19 protein-coding genes are annotated in these 17,158 nt (G+C 71.7%); 6 read left to right on the top strand and 13 right to left on the bottom strand.

Annotated features, from left to right (window positions below; genetic code table 11):
• Positions 1 to 19: 19 nt before the first annotated feature.
• From flgG to flgB, 4 genes are all read right to left on the bottom strand, one after another.
• The gene (gene flgG, locus V3T34_RS10140) at positions 20 to 808 is read right to left on the bottom strand and encodes a flagellar basal-body rod protein FlgG (RefSeq protein ID WP_048451387.1); all 789 of its coding nucleotides are present in this window, start codon (positions 806 to 808) and stop codon (positions 20 to 22) included.
• A gap of 13 nt (positions 809 to 821) precedes the next feature.
• Complete coding sequence (locus V3T34_RS10145; RefSeq protein WP_407942688.1) at positions 822 to 1,088, bottom strand: flagellar hook-basal body complex protein FliE; 267 nt, start codon at positions 1,086 to 1,088, stop codon at positions 822 to 824.
• A gap of 91 nt (positions 1,089 to 1,179) precedes the next feature.
• Positions 1,180 to 1,596: a flagellar basal body rod protein FlgC gene (flgC, locus tag V3T34_RS10150; protein ID WP_060845971.1), complete on the bottom strand. Its 417-nt coding sequence runs from the start codon at positions 1,594 to 1,596 to the stop codon at positions 1,180 to 1,182.
• Complete coding sequence (flgB, locus tag V3T34_RS10155) at positions 1,593 to 1,973, bottom strand: flagellar basal body rod protein FlgB (RefSeq protein ID WP_091748846.1); 381 nt, start codon at positions 1,971 to 1,973, stop codon at positions 1,593 to 1,595. Before flgB ends, flgC begins: the two co-directional genes overlap by 4 nt.
• Positions 1,974 to 2,280: 307 nt before the next feature.
• On the opposite strand from flgB, the gene V3T34_RS10160 reads away from it, so the two are divergent.
• Positions 2,281 to 2,553, top strand: a complete 273-nt coding sequence (locus V3T34_RS10160) for a hypothetical protein (protein ID WP_305077773.1) — start codon at positions 2,281 to 2,283, stop codon at positions 2,551 to 2,553.
• Between the two features lie 484 nt (positions 2,554 to 3,037).
• Here V3T34_RS10160 and pobA read toward each other — a convergent pair whose 3' ends face one another.
• Positions 3,038 to 4,261: a 4-hydroxybenzoate 3-monooxygenase gene (pobA, locus tag V3T34_RS10165; protein ID WP_305077774.1), complete on the bottom strand. Its 1,224-nt coding sequence runs from the start codon at positions 4,259 to 4,261 to the stop codon at positions 3,038 to 3,040.
• A gap of 167 nt (positions 4,262 to 4,428) precedes the next feature.
• Between pobA and V3T34_RS10170 the strand changes: the two genes are divergently transcribed.
• The 3 genes from V3T34_RS10170 (at position 4,429) to V3T34_RS10180 (ending at position 6,961) form a co-directional block, all read left to right on the top strand.
• The gene (locus V3T34_RS10170) at positions 4,429 to 5,328 is read left to right on the top strand and encodes a helix-turn-helix domain-containing protein (RefSeq protein WP_305077775.1); all 900 of its coding nucleotides are present in this window, start codon (positions 4,429 to 4,431) and stop codon (positions 5,326 to 5,328) included.
• Positions 5,325 to 6,251, top strand: coding sequence for an aldo/keto reductase (locus tag V3T34_RS10175; protein WP_060845976.1), 927 nt, complete (start codon positions 5,325 to 5,327; stop codon positions 6,249 to 6,251). Before V3T34_RS10170 ends, V3T34_RS10175 begins: the two co-directional genes overlap by 4 nt.
• Before the next feature lie 305 nt (positions 6,252 to 6,556).
• Positions 6,557 to 6,961, top strand: coding sequence for a hypothetical protein (locus V3T34_RS10180; RefSeq protein WP_060845977.1), 405 nt, complete (start codon positions 6,557 to 6,559; stop codon positions 6,959 to 6,961).
• A 28-nt stretch (positions 6,962 to 6,989) separates the two neighbouring features.
• Here the strand turns inward: V3T34_RS10180 and V3T34_RS10185 are convergent, their stop codons facing one another.
• The gene (locus V3T34_RS10185; protein WP_244537657.1) at positions 6,990 to 7,688 is read right to left on the bottom strand and encodes a LexA family transcriptional regulator; all 699 of its coding nucleotides are present in this window, start codon (positions 7,686 to 7,688) and stop codon (positions 6,990 to 6,992) included.
• Between the two features lie 340 nt (positions 7,689 to 8,028).
• Here V3T34_RS10185 and V3T34_RS10190 point away from each other — a divergent pair, with 340 nt between their 5' ends.
• On the top strand, positions 8,029 to 8,199 hold the full coding sequence (locus V3T34_RS10190; protein WP_305077776.1) for a hypothetical protein: 171 nt from the start codon (positions 8,029 to 8,031) through the stop codon (positions 8,197 to 8,199).
• A gap of 34 nt (positions 8,200 to 8,233) precedes the next feature.
• Positions 8,234 to 8,929, top strand: a complete 696-nt coding sequence (gene nusG, locus V3T34_RS10195) for a transcription termination/antitermination protein NusG (RefSeq protein WP_305077777.1) — start codon at positions 8,234 to 8,236, stop codon at positions 8,927 to 8,929.
• A gap of 348 nt (positions 8,930 to 9,277) precedes the next feature.
• Here nusG and V3T34_RS10200 read toward each other — a convergent pair whose 3' ends face one another.
• The 7 genes from V3T34_RS10200 to V3T34_RS10230 form a co-directional block, all read right to left on the bottom strand.
• Entirely contained in the window at positions 9,278 to 9,994 is a 717-nt protein-coding gene (locus tag V3T34_RS10200; RefSeq protein ID WP_060845980.1) for a DUF1013 domain-containing protein, read from the bottom strand.
• Positions 9,995 to 10,297: 303 nt separating this feature from the next.
• Positions 10,298 to 11,242, bottom strand: a complete 945-nt coding sequence (locus tag V3T34_RS10205) for a ribose-phosphate pyrophosphokinase (RefSeq protein WP_060845981.1) — start codon at positions 11,240 to 11,242, stop codon at positions 10,298 to 10,300.
• Between the two features lie 264 nt (positions 11,243 to 11,506).
• Entirely contained in the window at positions 11,507 to 11,755 is a 249-nt protein-coding gene (locus V3T34_RS10210; RefSeq protein WP_060845982.1) for a DUF4170 domain-containing protein, read from the bottom strand.
• 206 nt (positions 11,756 to 11,961) lie between these two features.
• Entirely contained in the window at positions 11,962 to 13,044 is a 1,083-nt protein-coding gene (locus V3T34_RS10215; RefSeq protein ID WP_060845983.1) for an alkene reductase, read from the bottom strand.
• Between the two features lie 235 nt (positions 13,045 to 13,279).
• Complete coding sequence (locus V3T34_RS10220) at positions 13,280 to 13,684, bottom strand: hypothetical protein (RefSeq protein WP_091753794.1); 405 nt, start codon at positions 13,682 to 13,684, stop codon at positions 13,280 to 13,282.
• Positions 13,685 to 13,894: 210 nt separating this feature from the next.
• The gene (locus V3T34_RS10225) at positions 13,895 to 16,216 is read right to left on the bottom strand and encodes a xanthine dehydrogenase family protein molybdopterin-binding subunit (protein ID WP_305077784.1); all 2,322 of its coding nucleotides are present in this window, start codon (positions 16,214 to 16,216) and stop codon (positions 13,895 to 13,897) included.
• Between the two features lie 17 nt (positions 16,217 to 16,233).
• A complete protein-coding gene (locus tag V3T34_RS10230) occupies positions 16,234 to 16,713 on the bottom strand; it encodes a (2Fe-2S)-binding protein (protein ID WP_048428044.1) in 480 nt (159 codons plus the stop codon).
• Positions 16,714 to 17,158 lie beyond the last annotated feature (445 nt).

Genomic DNA, 17,158 nt, shown 5'->3' on the forward strand with positions numbered 1-17,158 from the left:
GGACTCCCGGGATCCCGGCTCAGCGGATGCCCTTGGAGATCGTGCCCGCCATCTCGTCGACGGCCTGGATGACCTTGGAGTTCATCTCGAACGAGCGCTGGGCGGTGATCAGGCTGGTGATCTCCTTGACCGGATCGACGTTCGATCCTTCGAGGTAGCCCTGCTGGATCTTGCCGTAGCTGACGTCGCCGGGATTGCCGATCACCGCCGCGCCGGAGGCCGGGGTCTCGCGGTAGAGGCCGTTGCCGAGCGGCTCGAGGCCCGATTCGTTGGCGAAGTTGGCGATGGTGAGCTGGCCGATGTTCTGCTGCGCGACCTGGCCCTCGATCTTGGCGAAGACCTGGCCCGACTGGTTGATGGTGATCTCGGTGGCGTTGTTCGGGATCAGGATCGCCGGGTCGACGGTGTAGCCCTCGAGCGTGACGAGCTGGCCGGTGGCGTTCTTGTTGAAGGCGCCGGCACGGGTGTAATTGACCTCGCCGCTCGGGCTCTGGATCTGGAAGTAGCCGCGGCCGTTGATCGCGAGATCCAGCTGGTTCGCCGTATTGGTCAGCTGGCCCTGGCGGTGCAGGTTGCGGATCGCGGCGGCCCGCACGCCCAGGCCGAGCATCGCGCCCTCGGGAATCGCCTCCTGGCCGGCCTGGTTCGGCACGCCCTGCTGCCGCTCGGCCTGGTAGAGCAGGTCGGTGAACTCCGCGCGCGCGCCCTTGAACCCGGTGGTGTTCAGGTTGGCGATGTTGTTGGCGATGACCTCGAGGTTGAGCTGCTGGGCGGACATGCCCGTGGCGGCGACGGCGAGCGCTCTCATCTGCGTATAATCCTCAGATCGCCATGCGGCTCAGTTCGAGGTAGGCGGCCACGACCTTGTCGCGGATGGCGACAGCGGTCTGCAGGCTCTGCTCGGCGGACATCACCGCCTCGACGACCTGCTGGGTCGAGGCCTTGCCCTGGATGCCGGCGATCGAGGCGGCCTCGCCGGCGCGCAGCTGGTCGCGCACGCCGGTGGCGAAGCTCGCCATGATCTGCCCGAAATCCGCCGGGGCGGCGGCATCGGCGCCCGGGACGGCGCCGGTCACCGGGGGCAGCATCGCCCGCTGGACGGACGCGGCGGCCTCGGGCCGGGCGGAGGCGGCGGCCCGGTCGAAGGCCGAGAGGGTGAGGGCCTCGATCATCGGATGCTCATGTCCTCAGGAGGTCGATCACGCTGGCCACCATGGCGCGGGCCTGCTTGATCACCTGCAGGTTGGCTTCGTAGGAGCGGTTGGCCTCGCGCATGTCGGCCATCTCGATCAGGGCGTTCACGTTCGGCAGCTTCACGTTGCCGTTCTGGTCCGCCGCCGGGTTGCTCGGGTCGTGCTCGACCCGGAACGGGGTCTTGTCGGTGTCGATGTCGCGCACCCGCACCGACGCGGCGCCGATCGCCCGGTCGAGCTCGGCCTTGAAGGTCACGGTCTTGCGCGCATAGGGGTCGGCGCCCGGCGCGGCGCCGGTCGACTGGGCGTTGGCGAGGTTTTCCGACACCACGCGCATGCGCAGGGACTGGGCCTCGAGGCCCGCGCTCGCCAGCCGCGACGCGGTCTGCAGGGGGTCGATCACGATCCGCTCCTCACGGCCGACATCAGCATGCGGTGGAAGCTGCGCACCACGCCGACATCGAGGTTGTGCTGGCGCGAGACCTCGCTCGCCTTGAGCATCTCCTGCTCGAGGCTGACGCTGCTCGAGGTCTCGAGCACGTCCCAGCCGGACTTGTCGGTCCGCACCGGCACGCCGAGGCCGGGGGCCTGGAGATGACTCTGCGCCGTCGTCGCCATGTCGGCGCCGGTCCGGGCCAGGACCTGGGCGAAGGGCACCGTGTCCTTGGCGAGATAGCCCTGCGTGTTGGCGTTCGCCACGTTGCCGGCGATCGCCGACTGGCGCACCGACAGGTAGCGGGTGTGCAGCGAGGCGAGATCGAACAGGTAGATCCCCGTCACGCGAACCCCTCCATGCCCGTCACTCCATCCTGTCCCGAAACGACCCGACGCCCGGGCCCTGCCGCGTAACGGCGGGTTTAGGAGCGCAACCTTGTCCGAGGCTGGCGGAGCTTGCGGGGAGGCCGATGCGGCCCGTCCGGGCCGGGACGCCCGCGCTGCGGGTGGGCCGCATGTCCCTCCGTCTCACAAATTGGACTAGGCATCCCAAAGATCAGTTTGCCGGCTTTCGCAATATCTCGCCGGTTGCCCGGGCCGATCGACAAGAGCATACGTGCACTCTCGTAGGGCGAGAGGCGCCGTCGAACCCATGCCGCGTTATCGCTTCAGGCTGAGTCTCTACGAGCGGCTGCTCGACGGGGGAGATTGGGTCGAGCTCGCGGACGCCGCCGCGGCCCTCGGTGCCGCACGCCGGCTCGCCCGGGCGCTTCTCGACGTGGCGGACCCGACGGTGCCATGGACGGACGGCGCGCTGGTGATCGAGAGCGGCGACGGCAGCGCACCGGTGATCCTGCCGCTCCGCGACGTGGCCGCGGATCTGAACATGGACCCAGGCCCGGGCCTGGCGGCGACCCGCCACTGAACCGTCCGCCGCGCGCCCTTGCCGGCGATACCGCGCTCTTGGACGATGAGGCGCCTGGACGACGGGGCGCTTGGACGATGGGGCTCTTGAACAATGGGGCTCTTGGACGACGAATTCGCGCGAGGCGGCGCGAGGTCGGCAGGCGGGCCGGAAGGGAAGAGGCGGCAGCCCGACGCCCGGAGGGGGCGAAGCACGGGCACCAGGCTGCCGCCGAGCCCGGGCAGGCAGAGACCTGCGGGCTCGCCCTCCGTCTAGCTCCGGCCCTGGCGCGCGAGCTGTGCGGCGGCGCACCGCCGGAGCCTCCGGCGCCCCGGGGCCCGCGGGAATGGACCGGCCATGTCACGCTCCGCCGCCGGTTCCCACGCGGCTCCCCCGCGCGAGCGGGGCTCGGCCCCGGCCGACGGCCAACCGATACGGTGGCCCCCGCCCGATGATCCCCGGCGCGGGCCGTCCGGGCCCGCCGAGCGCTCGCGAAGCAGCGCCTTCAATGCGCCGGGGCTCGCGCTCCGCTCCCAGCCGGCATCGAACCGCCCGTCCCCATCGGCAGCCCGACATAGTTCTCCGCCAAGGCCGTCTGCGCCGCCTCCGATCCCCGGATATAGGCCAGCTCCGCGACCTGCATCCGGCGCGCGAACGCGTCCATGTCGGGGAAGCGGTGCGTGAGGCCGGTGAACCACCAGCTGAAGCGCTCGGCCTTCCACACTCGGGCGAGCGCCCGGGCCGAGTAGCCGTCGAGGCCGGTGGAATCGCGCTCGGCGTAGTGCAGGGTCAGGGCCTCGGCCAGCATCGCGACGTCGGAGACGGCGAGGTTCATGCCCTTGGCACCCGTCGGCGGGACGATGTGGGCGGCGTCGCCGGCGAGGAAGAGGCGGCCGTAGCGCATCGGCTCGGCGACGAAGCTGCGGAGCGGTGCGATGCTCTTCTCGAAGGAGGGGCCGCGCACCAGGCCGGCGGAGGCCTGCGGCCCGAGGCGGGTCTCGACCTCGTCCCAGAAGCGGTCGTCGGACCAGTCCTCGATCCGCTCGTCGAGGCCGACCTGGACGTAGTAGCGGCTGCGGGTGGGCGAACGCATGCTGGCGAGCGCGAAGCCGTGGGCGTGGTTGGCGTAGATCAGCTCGTGATTGACCGGCGGCACCTCGGCCAGGATGCCGAGCCAGCCGAAGGGATAGACCCGCTCGTAGACCTTGAGGATGTCGGCCGGGATCGCCGCGCGGCCGACGCCGTGGAAGCCGTCGCAGGCCGCGATGAAGTCGCAGGCGAGGGTCCGCGCCTCGCCGTCCTTGGTGAAGCTGACGCTCGGGCTTTCGCCGTTCAGGCCGTCGAGCCGCAGGTCCCCGGCCTCGAACACGATGCGGACGCCGCGGGGTTCGGCGGCGTCGAACAAGTCGCGCATCACCTCCTGCTGGCCGTAGACCGTGACGGCCGCGCCGCCGGTCAGGGCCGCCATGTCGATGCGGAAGATCTCGCCGTCGTAGACGAGGTTGGTGCCGGTATGGACCAGTCCCTCGGCCTTGAGCCGCGCGTCGAGCCCGAGTTCCCGCATCAGCGCGACGGTACCCTGCTCGAGCACGCCGGCCCGGACCCGGCCCTCGACGTAGTCGCGGGTACGCCGCTCCAGCACCACCGCGTCGATCCCGGCGCGCGCCAGCAGGTGGGCGAGAAACAGGCCGGCCGGGCCGGCGCCGATGATGGCGACCTGCGTGCGCATGAGCGTTTCCTTGGCTGTCGCCGCGATCCCGCGGCGGCGCCCCCGTCTGCGCGAGGGCTCTCCTGTGACGGAAAGGTGAACCGCGCCGGCCCGGTTGACGATGGACGGGACGCGGAAAAAGTTGGACTTTTCGATCACCCCTTCCGCCCGGCCCGGGACCGTCCGCGATGCGCATCGATCCCGTCCAACCCCCTGCGGTGCCGCACTTCTTCCTCTACGGCGAGGCACCGCGGGACGCGGACGACCGCTTCCTGCACCTCGAGGCCTTGGACGATCGCAGCCGGCCGAACCGCTGGACCATCCGCCCCCACGTCCATTCCGGGCTGCACCAGCTCCTGCTCATCGCCGAGGGCGCCGGCGAGATGCGGGCGGAGGAGGCGCGCTTCGGTTTCGCGGCGCCCTGCCTGCTGGCGGTACCGGCCGGCACCGCCCACGGCTTCCGCTTCACCGACGGCACGGTCGGCACGGTCGTGACCCTCTCGTCGCGCTACCTGCGCGACCTGTGCGGCCGCGAGCCGGAGCTGGCGGCCCTGTTCGCCGGCCCCGCCGCCCTCGCGCTGCCGGAGCCGGGCGCGGTCGAGGAGGCGGTGGCCGAACTCGCCCGCGAGCTCGCCTGGGCGGCGCCGGGACGGCGCGGCGCCATCGAGGCGCACCTGATGCTGGTCCTGGTCGCCGGCCTGCGCCGGCTCGCCGCGAGCCGCGCGCCGGCGGCTCCACCGGGCCCGCAGGCGCTTCTCGCCGCGCGCTTCCGCGAATTGGTCGAGGCGCATCACCGCCGCGAGCGCCCGCTATCCGCCTACGCGGACGATCTCGGGGTGAGCGAGGCGCGGCTGCGTACCGCCTGCCGGGCGGTGACAGGCGCGAGCCCGGGCCGGATCATCCGCGAGCGCCGCCTCCTCGAGGCCAAGCGCAGCCTGCTCTATTCCGACCTCGGCATCGCCGAGATCGCCTACGGCCTCGGCTTCACCGACCCGGCCTATTTCTCGCGCTTCTTCGCCAAGGGCACCGGCGAGTGCCCGCGGGCGTTTCGCGACCGGCGCGGCGCCGACAGGGGAGAGACGCGATGACGATCGGACGGGACGGGCTGACCCGGCAGGGGTTTCTGGGCGCCGCGCTGGCGGCGGCGGTCGGTGGCGGGGCGGCGGCGCAGGGCGGCACGGCACCGGCGCTGCACCGGCGGGCGATTCCCGGCACCGGCGAGACCCTGCCGGTGATCGGGCTCGGCACCTGGCGGGGCTTCGACGTCGGCGAGACTCCTGCCGAGCGGGCGCCCTTGCGTGGCGTGGTGGCGACCCTGCTCGCCGGCGGCGGAAGGGTGATCGATTCCTCGCCGATGTACGGCCGCGCCGAGGGCGTGACAGGCGACCTTGTGGCGGAAGCCGGGGCCCGCGATACGGCTTTTCTCGCCACAAAGGTCTGGACCAGCGGCCGCGAGGCGGGGATCGCCCAGATGCAGCGCTCCCTCCGGCTCCTGCGGGCCGAGCGGCTCGACCTGATGCAGATCCACAACCTGCTCGACTGGCGCACCCACCTGCCGGTCCTGCGGGAGTGGAAGGCGGCGGGCCGCATCCGCCACCTCGGCATCTCGCACTACACCGAGAGCGCCTACGACGCCGTCGAGGCGGTGCTGCGGGCCGAGCGGCTGGACGTCCTTCAGATCAACTACGCCCTCGACGACCGGGCGGCGGAGGAGCGGCTGCTGCCGCTCGCCGCGGAGCGCGGCGTGGCGGTCCTGGTCAACCGGCCGTTCGGCGGCGGCGGGCTGCTGCGGCGCCTGGCCGGCAGGCCGCTGCCTGGCTACGCGGCGGATCTCGGCAGCGGCTCCTGGGCCGAACTCCTGCTGAAGTTCGTGGTCTCCCACCCGGCCGTGACCTGCGCGATCCCCGGCACCGCCGATCCCGGCCACATGGCGGCGAACCTGCGCGCCGGCACCGGATCGCTGCCGGACGGAGCCCTGCGCCGCCGCATGGCCGCGGACATGACCCCGTGAACCGAACCGGATCCATGATCCGAGCCAAACGGCATGACGATCCAAGTCACCGAGATCCATTTCTCGGTCAAGCGCGGCCATTCGCGAAGTCGATCCGGCCTGCAAGCGTATCCTTGACGCCGTCAGGCGTGTCCTCTGCGCCTTATTGCTGCCGTTCTGCCCATGTTAAGGAACCGCCATCTACATCGCTTCACGCCGACCCCGCGGCCTCCCGTCATCGCATCACGGTTCGAGTGGAACCGCGCGAGAGACCGGCCACGCGCGCAATGTCGGCGAACACCGAACGATCCAGAGGGGGTTCTTCCATGCGCAAGCCGTCCATCGCCGCTCTCGTCCTGTGCGCCGCCCTGCCGGCCAGCCTGCAGCCGGCGGCGGCCGACGGGCGCGGGGCGGGTGCCGGCTTCAACGGCACGTGGTCGGTGCAGCTCGTCACCGAATCGGGCCTGTGCGACAGCCGCTACACCGTCGCCCTCGCGATCGACGGCAGTGACGTGCGGGTGGCCTCGGCGGGAGAGGGCGGCGCGAGCGTGAGCGGGCGCATCGGGTCGGATGGCCAAGTCGGGCTGACCGTGCGCCACGGCTCGGCCAGCGGCGCCGCCTCGGGCCGGCTCCAGGCCAATTCCGGCGCCGGCACCTGGAGCGTCTCCGCCCTGTGCTCCGGCCGCTGGACGGCGCAGCGCCGCTCGACCCGGGTCGCGCAGGCCGACTGATCCGGTCGATCGCTGCAGGACGCAGCGATCAGCCCTTGGTGCCGGCGCACAGCCGGCTCCAGTGCTGCGCATGCACCGTGCCGATGATGCCCGAGGCCCAGGCCAGGCGGCAATCCGGCATCAGGGGCGCGTTGTGGCTCTCGAGGTGGTAGGTGCCCCGCTGCGAGCCGCGCAGGATCTTCTTCAGGTAGCGGTGTCCCTCGACCGTGGCGACCGCGGCGTAGAGGTCGAGCAGCCGGTCCGGGCTCTCACCGGCCTCGGCGCAGAGCACCACGTCGTCGGGCTCGTATTTCGGGTACATCGACAGGCCGGCGACCCGGAATGCCGCGGTGCCCGGCGGGACCCCGAACGGCACCGTGATGCGGAAGAGGTCGCCCCCCGGCCCGAGCTGCTCGTCGCCGGTCTCGATCAGGCCGCCGGCGCTGATCAACCCCTTCACTCCCACGACCTGCCCGCCCTCCGCGGATGCCTCCCCCGCCTCGTCGTCGCCGAACAGGAGGCCCTTGGCGGTGACCTCGACGCCGTCGCGTCGGAAACGCGCGGCGTAGCGCTCGGCGTCGTCCTGGCCGATCGTCCGGGTCCCGGCCTCGTGCGCCCGGTAGGTGCTCTCCGGCCACGTATTCTGCAGCGCGGCATCCCGCGCCGAGCGATAGCCGGCGGCCAGCCGCGCCTGCCGCAATCGCTCTCCCTGGGCGGTCCGCACCCGGTTCTCTCCCAGCTTGATCACCTCAGCGACCGCTCCCGATACTTGAGGTATTGAGAAGGATCACTACATCATGTAATGATCCTCATCGCAAGGCATGCCCGATGCCCATGCCGGGTCCGGCGAGCAGCGCTGTTCGCGCCTGCTCTCCTTCCCCCCGCACCCTACCCCGAAGCCGGTCTTGCGCTGTCCCCTCGTTGCGGAAGTTTCCCGATGGTCCACCGTTCTCTCGCCGTCCGCCGCGGACCGCCCGATCGGGGAGCCGGCGGCCAATCGCCGCGATCCCGGGCCGCCGCGGGAGCCGGGCGGAGTCCCGGGCGCGATGGTGCTCGCCTCGCGGCTCGCGCCGGTGCAGGAGAGGCGCATGAAGGTTGCCCTGATCGTGCTCTGGACCCTCGCGGCGGGGGTCGGCCTGTTCCTGATGGTCCGCTCGCGGATCGTGACCGCGACCGCGGCAATGACGCGGGATGCCGCCGAGGATCCCGGCTCCGAGAGTCCGCCGGATCCTCCCCGCGATCCGTCCGGCCCGGCCTGAACCGCGCCGCTCGCCGGCATCCGGGGAGGGCGGCATGACCAAGGGCAAGCGCCGCATCGCCCGCCGCCGGCGGGAGGCCCTGGCGCATGACCGGCCCCCGGTGGATCGGGCGGTCGAGATCCGGCGTCGCCGCCGTCGGCGGGTCCGCCCGGCCCGGATCGTACTCTGCGCCGACCGGGTCTGGCTCGTCGCCGAGACGAGGCCGCGCTGGGCCGCGCGCGCGGCCCGCGATCTCGAAGCGATCGGTATCGCCGCCTTCGATCCGCGGGAGGAGATCGAGCTGACCTCGCCCTCGGGCCATCGCCGCACCGCCCGGGTGCCTCTCCTTCACCGCCTGGTCTTCGTCGGCCTGCGCGACGATGCCGACCTCGGCCGGGTCGAGGCGCATCCGGGCGTCGACCGTGTCCTGTTTCGCGACGGACGCGCCGTCGTGATCGCACCCGCCGTGCTCCAGGGCTTCGCCGACGCGATCACCGGGCACGGCCGCAAGGATGGACGGGAGGGTGATGACGCGGAGGGCGGCGACGCGGAGGCGGTCGCGGCACTCCTGTTCGCTCTCGGCGACGGCGTGCGGGTGACGACGGGTCCCCTCGCGGCGCTCAGCGGCACGGTGGAGGGGATCGACCCCGCCCGTCGGCGCTACCGGGTCGCCCTGTCGCTATTCGGACGCGAGACGCCGGTGGTGCTCGACGAGGACCGGATCGTGCGGGAGCCGGACGATCGCGCCTGACCCGGGCCGTGGGCCGTCGCAGTCCCTGGTTTCCGGTCGACCGTCCGGCGGTCGGACGATCTCACGGGGATAACGGCGATAGCCCGGCGAAACCGCGCCGCGTCGCGACCGACGTTCCACGCGCTCGTGCAGATGCGACAGCCACGATCCCACAAGGGGAGGCCCCGCCTTGGGAAACGTTCGTGCGCGGGGCCCGAGACGGGCAGCGCGACGCAGGTCCGGGAGCCGCCCACCGGACCGCGACACCCCGACCTGGAGCGGCAGCCCTCCGCCGGCTCACTGGGTTCGCCCACCCGGGGACGGGAGGGCTCGGGCGCAGAAGTATTCCAATCGACGTGCGACCGCTGCTCAGTACTCGTCGTCGTCCTCGTCCTGCTCGCCCTTGCGCATCGGCTTGAGGCGGGCGAACACCGAATCGGCATCGAGGCGCTCGTCGCCGCGGCCGGGGCGGCGCTCGTCGTGGTCCTCGGGCTCGGGCATGACCGAGAGCTCGGGCGGCATCAGGGTGGCGCCGCCCTCGGCGGCATCGACCACCGGACGGTCCTTGGCGGCGCGCTGGACCTCGAAGTCGAGGTCGATCTGCGAGCACAGGCCCAGCGTCACCGGGTCCATGGGCTGCAGCGAGCCTGAATTCCAGTGGGTGCGCTCGCGGATCTGCTGGATCGTCGCCTTGGTGGTGCCGACGAGGCGCATCACCTGCGCGTCCTTCAGCTCCGGGTGGTTGCGCAGCAGCCACAGGATGGCGTTCGGCCGGTCCTGGCGGCGCGACAGCGGGGTGTAGCGCGGGCCCTTGGTGCGCTTGACCTCCGGCAGCTTCACCTTGGACACCGCCACCTTCATGCGGTGGTTCGGATTGGTCTGCGCCCGCTCGATCTCCTCGCGGGTGAGCTGGCCGGTCGAGACCGGGTCGAGCCCCTTGATGCCGGCCGCCACCTCGCCGTCGGCAATGCCCTTCACCTCGAGGGGGTGGAGCTTGCAGAAGTCGGCGATCTGATCGAAGGACAGCGACGTGTTCTCGACGAGCCAGACGGCCGTCGCCTTCGGCATCAACGGACCCTGGGACATACACACCTCCTCGGGGCGCTCCCGCCCGGCGGAAGCGCGGCGGCCGCTCCCTCGGGAGGCGGCCTTGCGACACGGGCCCCTCGGCGGCGACAGGGCGCCCGGGGCGGAGCCTTTCGGCCCCGCCGGCGTCCCGGGATGATCGGGACGGCCTGTCTCACGCTGTGAGGGAATCGCCCGATATATAGGCGCGTCGCCGGCCCGGTGCAAACCGGTTTCGCGGGGGACGTGCGGGCATTCGGACCGGCTTTCGGGTCCGGATCATCTTGCGCCCGCCGGACGAGGCCGGCGGGCGTCGCGGCGCGATCAGGCGAACAGGCTCGAGACGCTCGACTCGTCGGCGGTGCGCCCGATCGCCTCGCCGAGCAGCGGCGCGATGGTCACGACCCGGATGTTGCGGGCGAGCTTGACCGCGGCGGTCGGCTGGATCGAGTCGGTGATCACCAGCTCCTTGAGCTTCGAGGAGGCGATGCGCGACACCGCCCCCCCCGAGAGCACGCCGTGGGTGATGTAGGCCGAGACGTCCTTGGCGCCCTTGGCGAGCAGGGCCTCGGCGGCGTTGACGAGGGTGCCGCCGGAATCGACGATGTCGTCGACGAGGATGCAGGAGCGGCCCTCGACCTCGCCGATGATGTTCATGACCTCGGACTCGCCGGGCCGGTCGCGGCGCTTGTCGACGATGGCCAGCGGCGCGTCGATGCGCTTGGCAAGCGCGCGGGCGCGGACCACGCCGCCGACGTCGGGCGACACCACCATCATGTCGGCGGGGTCCATCCGCTCCTTGATGTCGCGCACCATCACGGGGGCGGCGAACAGGTTGTCGGTCGGGATGTCGAAGAAGCCCTGGATCTGGCCGGCATGCAGGTCGAGGGTCATCACCCGGTCGGCGCCGGCCTCGGTGATGAGGTTGGCGACGAGCTTGGCCGAGATCGGGGTCCGGCCCGAGGTGCGCCGGTCCTGGCGGGCATAGCCGAAATACGGGATCACGGCGGTGATGCGCCGCGCCGAGGAGCGCCGCGCGGCGTCGATCATGATGAGCAGTTCCATCAGGTGATCGTTGGCCGGGAACGAGGTCGACTGGACGATGTACACGTCCTCGCCGCGCACGTTCTCCTGGAGCTCGACGAAGATCTCCATGTCGGCGAAGCGGCGCACGGAGCAGACCGCCAGCGGCTTCTCGAGATAGGCCGCGATCGCCTCGGCCAGCGGGCGGCTCGCATTGCCGGCGACGATCTTGATCGAGGATTTCATCGTGCTTCCATCGTGGCCCGCGCCGCGAGCCCCGGCGCTGCCGCGCGGTGCCCTCGTGGAGACCGCGCGCGCCGGGGTGAGGGGAGGGATCGCATCGCGCGGCGCGCGAATGCGGGCCCCTCGCGCGGCGATGCTCTCATGTGTGACGGGCGAGGCTCTTACCAGTGCCGGGATATCGTCACAATGCTTTCATGTGCGCCGGCATGCGCAAGTCCCCGCGTTTCACATGCGCGGTGACTGCATGCCTGGACGCAAGCATTCGCCTCAGGGCTGCAGCAGCCGGTGGAGATGCACGATGAAGTAGCGCGTCTGGGCGCTGTCGACCGTCTGCTGCGCCTTCGCCTTCCAGGCCATGGCGGCGCTGGCGTAGTCGGGGAAGATGCCGACCACGTCGAGCTTCGAGAGGTCGCGGAAGGTAACGCTGTCGAGGTCGGTCAGCTCGCCACCGAACACCAGGTGGAGGAGCTGCTTGGGCTCCTGGGAGCTGGCAGGAGTGTTGCCCGGGTTGCTCATGCGCCTCGTCTCCGCGTGCCGCGATGATGCCGCCCATCCGGTCCGACGGACGACGCCCGCCCCGTGGGCAGGCGTCGAGCGGCGTCGCAAACGCGGGGTTCCGCGTCAAGCCGGATCATGGTGCGGCGCACGCGGCCGGGCCCCGCGCGCCGCCAGGATCCGTGACGACGCCCTCATGCGGCGTCGAGGGTCGGCAGAAGCCGCCCTCAGGCGGCGTCGAGAGAGGGATAATCGATGTAGCCCTCTGGCCCCTGGCTGTACCAGGTCTTGTAGTTGTCCTTGTTGAGGGGAGCGCCCTTGGCGATCCGCTCCGGCAGGTCGGGGTTGGCGATGAAGGTGCGGCCGAACGCGATCGCGTCGGCGCGGCCCTCGTCGAGGGCGGCCTGTCCCTTCGGGCCGTCGTAGTCCGAATTCAGCACCAGCGGCCCGCGGAAGGCGGCCTTGATGGCGGGCGCCACCGCCGGGCGGGCGGCCTTGCCGAAGGTGCCGTTCGGGCCCGGCTCGCGCAGCTCCAGGAAGGCGACGCCGATCTGCGAGAGCGCAGCGGCGGCGGCCGGGAACAGCGCCTCGGGCTCGGGATCGTCCACGCCCTGGATCGGCTCGTTCGGCGACAGGCGCACGCCGGTGCGGTCGGCCCCGACGGTATCGGCCACGGTACGGGCGACCTCGGACAGCAGCCGGATGCGGTTCTCCACGGGACCGCCGTAGCGGTCCTGGCGCAGGTTGGTGCCCGAGCGCAGGAACTGGTCGATCAGGTAGCCGTTCGCGGCGTGGATCTGCACCCCGTCGAAACCGGCCTCGACCGCGTTGCGGGCGGCCTTGGCATAATCGGCGAGCAGCCGCGGGATCTCGTCCTCGCGCAGGGGCCGCGCCTCGGCGTAGGGCTTCTTGCCCTCGTAGGTGTGGGCCTGGTCGGGCGCCGTGGTGGCGGAGGCCGAAACCGGCGCCTGCCCGCCGAGGAAGTCGGGATGGACCACCCGGCCCATGTGCCAGAGCTGCGCGACGATGCGCCCGCCGGCCTCGTGAACCGCGGCGACCACCGGCTTCCAGGCCTCGACCTGCTCAGGGCTCCACAGGCCCGGGGCGAAGGGCCAGCCGGTGCCTTCCTGCGAGATGCCGGTCGCCTCGCTGATGATCAGGCCGGCGCCGGCGCGCTGGCGGTAGTATTCCGCCATGATCGGGGTCGGGACGTGGGTCCGCGAGGCGCGGCCACGGGTCAGCGGCGCCATCAGGATGCGGTTCGGAGCCTGGATGGCGCCGAGCTGGATCGGGTCGAACAGGGAGGTCACGTGGGCTCTTCTCCGGATCGAGCCCGGCTTCAAGGGCCGGGCGATACACGGGTGATGTGGGTGCTGCAGCGCAGCGGACCAGGGCCGGAGCGGGCCGCCCGGACCGCGATGTGCGCTGCCTCACGTCCCGGGACGGATTAAGTGTCTCTCACAAAACTCCCGATCACTGCCTCGGCCTGTTGTGGCAGCGACATTGCGGCGGGAGTTTTGTGAGGTGCTTAAACCGGGCCGGGGCTCACGACCTGTCCATCTGCTCCTTGGCGTCCGACACCGCCTTCATGCAGCCGGCCTCGTCGCCCTTCTTGTCGAGCTCGCGGGCGCGATTGAGGCTGGCGCGGGCCTCCATCACGCCGGTGCCGCCGCCGCTCGCCTTGGCGACGTCGGCGATCGACTTGGTCTCGGCGGAGCCGGGCTCCGGGCCCTTCGGGAGGGCGGAGGGGCTGGTACCCTTCTCGGTCGCCGCCTCGGCCTGGGCCTCGCGCCGCGCCGCCACTTCCTTGCCGCCGCTCGACGCCGCGATGGTCTCGCGGCCCTTGGCGTCGAGGCGCGGCTCCAGGGACGAGATCTCGGTGCCGCAGGCGCCGGCGAAGGCCGGGCCGGCGAGACCGGCCAGCAGGCCGGCGGCGAGGACGAGCTTCATGGCGGATCTCTCTCCCTTTGCGCGAGCCGTGGCGGGCACTGAACCTCGGCGCGTCCGGCTCATCGTCGCGAACACCCGCCCGGGGGCGGGGGTTCCCCACGGGGCTCGGGCGGACGGGAAAAACCGGCAGAAAAAAGGGCCGCCTCCCGGCGGGAAGCGGCCCTGGTCGTCCGATTCCACGGGGCTAGGGTGCCCCGCGGGTTCTCCGGCTCACGCGCTCAGCTTGTCGCGCATCGGCAGCTGGCGGATGCGCCGGCCGGTCGCCGCGAAGATCGCGTTGGCGATGGCCGGCGCCACCGGCGGCACGCCGGGCTCGCCGACGCCGCCGAGCGGCTTGTCCCAGCCACCGCCCTGCACGAGGTGCACGTTGATGATCTTGGGCGCCTCGTTGATCCGGGTCAGCTCGTAGGTGTCGTAGTTGTCCTGGACGGCGCGGCCGTTCTTGAAGGTGATCTGGGCGGTGAGCGCGAGGCCCATGCCCATCACCACGGCGCCTTCCAGCTGCGAGCGCGCCCGCTCCGGGTTGACCTGCTGGCCGCTGTCGATGGCGATGTCGACCCGCTCGACGGTGACCTCGCCCTTCGGCCCGACCGAGACCTCGGCCACGGCAGCCGTGTAGCTGACGAAGCTGTAATGCGCGGCGATGCCGAGGCCACGGCCCTTGTCGACCTTGCGGCCCCAACCGGCGCCCTTCGCCACCGTCTTGATCACGTTGCGCAGGCGCCCGGTATCGAACGGATAGCGCGAGGGATCCTCGCCGTAGTTCCAGGCGTCGCCGAGCTTGACCGGGTCGATGATCCGGGCCGGGCCGATGACGTCGAGGAGGTAGTCCTTCGGGTCGCGGCCGGCCATGTGGGCGAGCTCGTTGATGAAGGACTGCACCGCGAAGGCCCGCGGGATGTTCGACACCGAGCGGAACCAGCCGATGCGGACATGCGCGTCGGCGGGCGGGTTCTCCATCCGCATGTTGGGGATGGCGAACGGCACGTTGACGAGGCCCATCCCGAGCTCGATCGGGATCTGCTCCTTGGCGCCGGCCACGAAGGTCGAGCCGATGGTCGGGGCCGCGCTGCGGTGCAGCCAGGCGACCGGCATGCCCTTGTCGTCGAGGCCGGCCTCCAGCCGCTCCACCGAGACGGTGTGGTAGTAGCCGTGGTGGAGGTCGTCCTCGCGGGTCCAGGTCAGCTTGACCGGGGCGCCGTCCATCGCCTTCGAGCAGAGCGCCGCCTCGACGAAGTAGTCGGGCTTCGACTTGCGGCCGAAGCCGCCGCCGAGCAGCGTCACGTTCACCGTGACGGCCTTCGGGTCGACCCCGAGGCGCTTGGCGATGCGGTCGCGGGCGGCCTGCGGGGACTGCACGCAGCCCCAGGCCTCGATCGCGCCGTCCTTGGCGATCCTGACGGTCGCGGCCGGCGGCTCCATCGGGGCCTGGACGAGGTGGGGGATGTAGTACTCGGCCTCGAGGCGCTTCACCGCCTTCTTCATCGCCGCGTCGACGTCGCCCTCCTGGCGCACCACCTTGCCGGGCTTGCGCACGGCCTCTTCCAGGGTGGCCCGGTAGGCGTCGGAATCGTAACTGGCGTTCGGCCCGTCCTCGAAGGTCGGGTTCAGGGCCTCGCGGCCCTTGATCGCCGCCCAGGTGTTGCGGGCGATGACCGCGACGCCGCCGGTCGGCATGAACTCGTAGGGCGGGGCCGGGGGATCGATGGTCACGACCTTGACGACGCCCGGCACCTTCAGGGCGGCGGCCTCGTCGAAGCTCTTGACCTTGCCGCCGAAGACCGGCGGACGGGCGACCACGGCGTAGAGCATCCCCTCGACGCGGGTATCGAGGCCGTACTGTGCCTTGCCGGTGGTGATGCCGACATTGTCGATCAGGCCGACGCGGCCCTTGCCGATGTAGCGGAAGGCCGACGGGTCCTTGAGCGTCACCGTCGCGCGGTCGGGCACCGGCATGGAGGCCGCGGCCTGCGCCACCTCGCCGAAACCGATCCGGCGGCCGGACTTGGCGTGGACGAGGGCGTGGTTCTCCGCCGTCACCTCGGCGGCCGGCACGTTCCACTGCTTGGCGGCGGCCGCGACCAGCATCGTGCGGGCGGCGGCACCGGCGCGGCGCATCGGCATGAAGAAGTGCCGGAGCGAGCGCGAGCCGTCGGTGTCCTGGTTGCCGAAGCGCTCCTCGTCGCCGTGCGCCTGGACGACCTTGACGTTGGCCCAGTCGGCCTCGAGCTCGTCGGCGATGACGAAGGCCACCGAGGTGCGAACCCCCTGGCCCATCTCGGCGCGGATGCAGGTGACCGTGACGGTGCCGTCCGGGGCGATTGCCACGAACAGGGTCGGGTCGTCGCGCCAGCCATGCGGCATGCCGTCGGCGCCGAATTTCGGCGGGTCGGCGGCGAGCGCGCCTTGGGGCTTGAGCGACAGGGCGAGCACCAGGGCGCCGGCGCCCGCCAGCAGGCCGCGGCGGCTGAGCTGGCCGGGCGAGGCCTTCTCGATCGCGGAAACCGGCTCGTCGGCCGGGGCGGCGGTCATGAAGGAGAGGTCGTGAATCACAGGCGATCTCCCTGGCCGGCCTTCGGGGTCAGCCCCGCCGCCTGCTTGATGGCGGCGCGGATGCGCGGATAGGTGCCGCAGCGGCACAGGTTGCCGCTCATCTGGTTGTCGATGTCGGCGTCCGTCGGCTTCGGGGTCTCCTTGAGGAGCGCCGCCGCCTGCATGATCTGCCCGGTCTGGCAGTAGCCGCACTGCGCCACGTTCAGCTCGCGCCAAGCCGCCTGGACCGGGTGGTTGCCGTCCGGAGACAGGCCCTCGATCGTCACGACCGGCTGGCCGTCCGCGGCCGAGACCGGGGTCTGGCAGGCCCGCATCGCGGTGCCGCCGACATGGATGGTGCAGGCGCCGCAGGCCGCGACGCCGCAGCCGAACTTGGTGCCCGTCAGGCCGAGCTCGTCCCGCAGGTACCACAGGAGCGGCATTTCGGGGTCGCCGTCGAAGCGGCGCTCCTCCCCGTTCACGTTGAGCTTGATCATCGTCGCCCTCCGGCTTCGGGAGGCTTGCCGGCGCCCCGCGGACACGATTCCGGTCGCGGCGCCGCCCCCCTCTCGTCGATTGCGGTCTCGCGGCGCCCCGGCCCCCCGGACCGGACCGCGCCGCTCTCCTCCCTCACGCCGTGCGTGCGGCGTGCGTTCCTGCATCTTGGACGCCCCGCCCCGGGACGCATCCCGCCGGCCGAAGCGTCGGAAGCCCCGCACCACGCCCGAACATGAGAATGATTTAAGGCTAGGGATGGGTAACCCGGACCGGCGCGTGTCGGCAAGCCGCCTGCTCACCGTCAGGTTGCCGCGGCGAACCGGTGCAACGCCTTGCCGGGAGTTCGATTTTCGTGTATCGCGCCGATCTCCGGTCGTCCCATGCCGGGATGCCGCGTGCCGGGCCTGCGCCCGTCCGCACCGCGCCCCGGCCGGGACCTTCGGA

Origin of the sequence: Methylobacterium ajmalii (assembly GCF_036448855.1) — a bacterium.
Lineage (GTDB): Bacteria > Pseudomonadota > Alphaproteobacteria > Rhizobiales > Beijerinckiaceae > Methylobacterium > Methylobacterium ajmalii.

What these genes read in the sequence shown, in the direction of transcription:
- flgG (WP_048451387.1), bottom strand. Translation starts at nt 808, where the DNA reads ATGAGAGCGCTCGCCGTCGCCGCCACGGGCATGTCCGCCCAGCAGCTC.
- V3T34_RS10145 (WP_407942688.1), bottom strand. Translation starts at nt 1,088, where the DNA reads ATGCTGCCCCCGGTGACCGGCGCCGTCCCGGGCGCCGATGCCGCCGCC.
- V3T34_RS10160 (WP_305077773.1), top strand. Translation starts at nt 2,281, where the DNA reads ATGCCGCGTTATCGCTTCAGGCTGAGTCTCTACGAGCGGCTGCTCGAC.
- pobA (WP_305077774.1), bottom strand. Translation starts at nt 4,261, where the DNA reads ATGCGCACGCAGGTCGCCATCATCGGCGCCGGCCCGGCCGGCCTGTTT.
- V3T34_RS10170 (WP_305077775.1), top strand. Translation starts at nt 4,429, where the DNA reads ATGCGCATCGATCCCGTCCAACCCCCTGCGGTGCCGCACTTCTTCCTC.
- V3T34_RS10175 (WP_060845976.1), top strand. Translation starts at nt 5,325, where the DNA reads ATGACGATCGGACGGGACGGGCTGACCCGGCAGGGGTTTCTGGGCGCC.
- V3T34_RS10180 (WP_060845977.1), top strand. Translation starts at nt 6,557, where the DNA reads ATGCGCAAGCCGTCCATCGCCGCTCTCGTCCTGTGCGCCGCCCTGCCG.
- V3T34_RS10190 (WP_305077776.1), top strand. Translation starts at nt 8,029, where the DNA reads ATGAAGGTTGCCCTGATCGTGCTCTGGACCCTCGCGGCGGGGGTCGGC.
- nusG (WP_305077777.1), top strand. Translation starts at nt 8,234, where the DNA reads ATGACCAAGGGCAAGCGCCGCATCGCCCGCCGCCGGCGGGAGGCCCTG.
- V3T34_RS10200 (WP_060845980.1), bottom strand. Translation starts at nt 9,994, where the DNA reads ATGTCCCAGGGTCCGTTGATGCCGAAGGCGACGGCCGTCTGGCTCGTC.
- V3T34_RS10205 (WP_060845981.1), bottom strand. Translation starts at nt 11,242, where the DNA reads ATGAAATCCTCGATCAAGATCGTCGCCGGCAATGCGAGCCGCCCGCTG.
- V3T34_RS10210 (WP_060845982.1), bottom strand. Translation starts at nt 11,755, where the DNA reads ATGAGCAACCCGGGCAACACTCCTGCCAGCTCCCAGGAGCCCAAGCAG.
- V3T34_RS10220 (WP_091753794.1), bottom strand. Translation starts at nt 13,684, where the DNA reads ATGAAGCTCGTCCTCGCCGCCGGCCTGCTGGCCGGTCTCGCCGGCCCG.
- V3T34_RS10225 (WP_305077784.1), bottom strand. Translation starts at nt 16,216, where the DNA reads ATGACCGCCGCCCCGGCCGACGAGCCGGTTTCCGCGATCGAGAAGGCC.
- V3T34_RS10230 (WP_048428044.1), bottom strand. Translation starts at nt 16,713, where the DNA reads ATGATCAAGCTCAACGTGAACGGGGAGGAGCGCCGCTTCGACGGCGAC.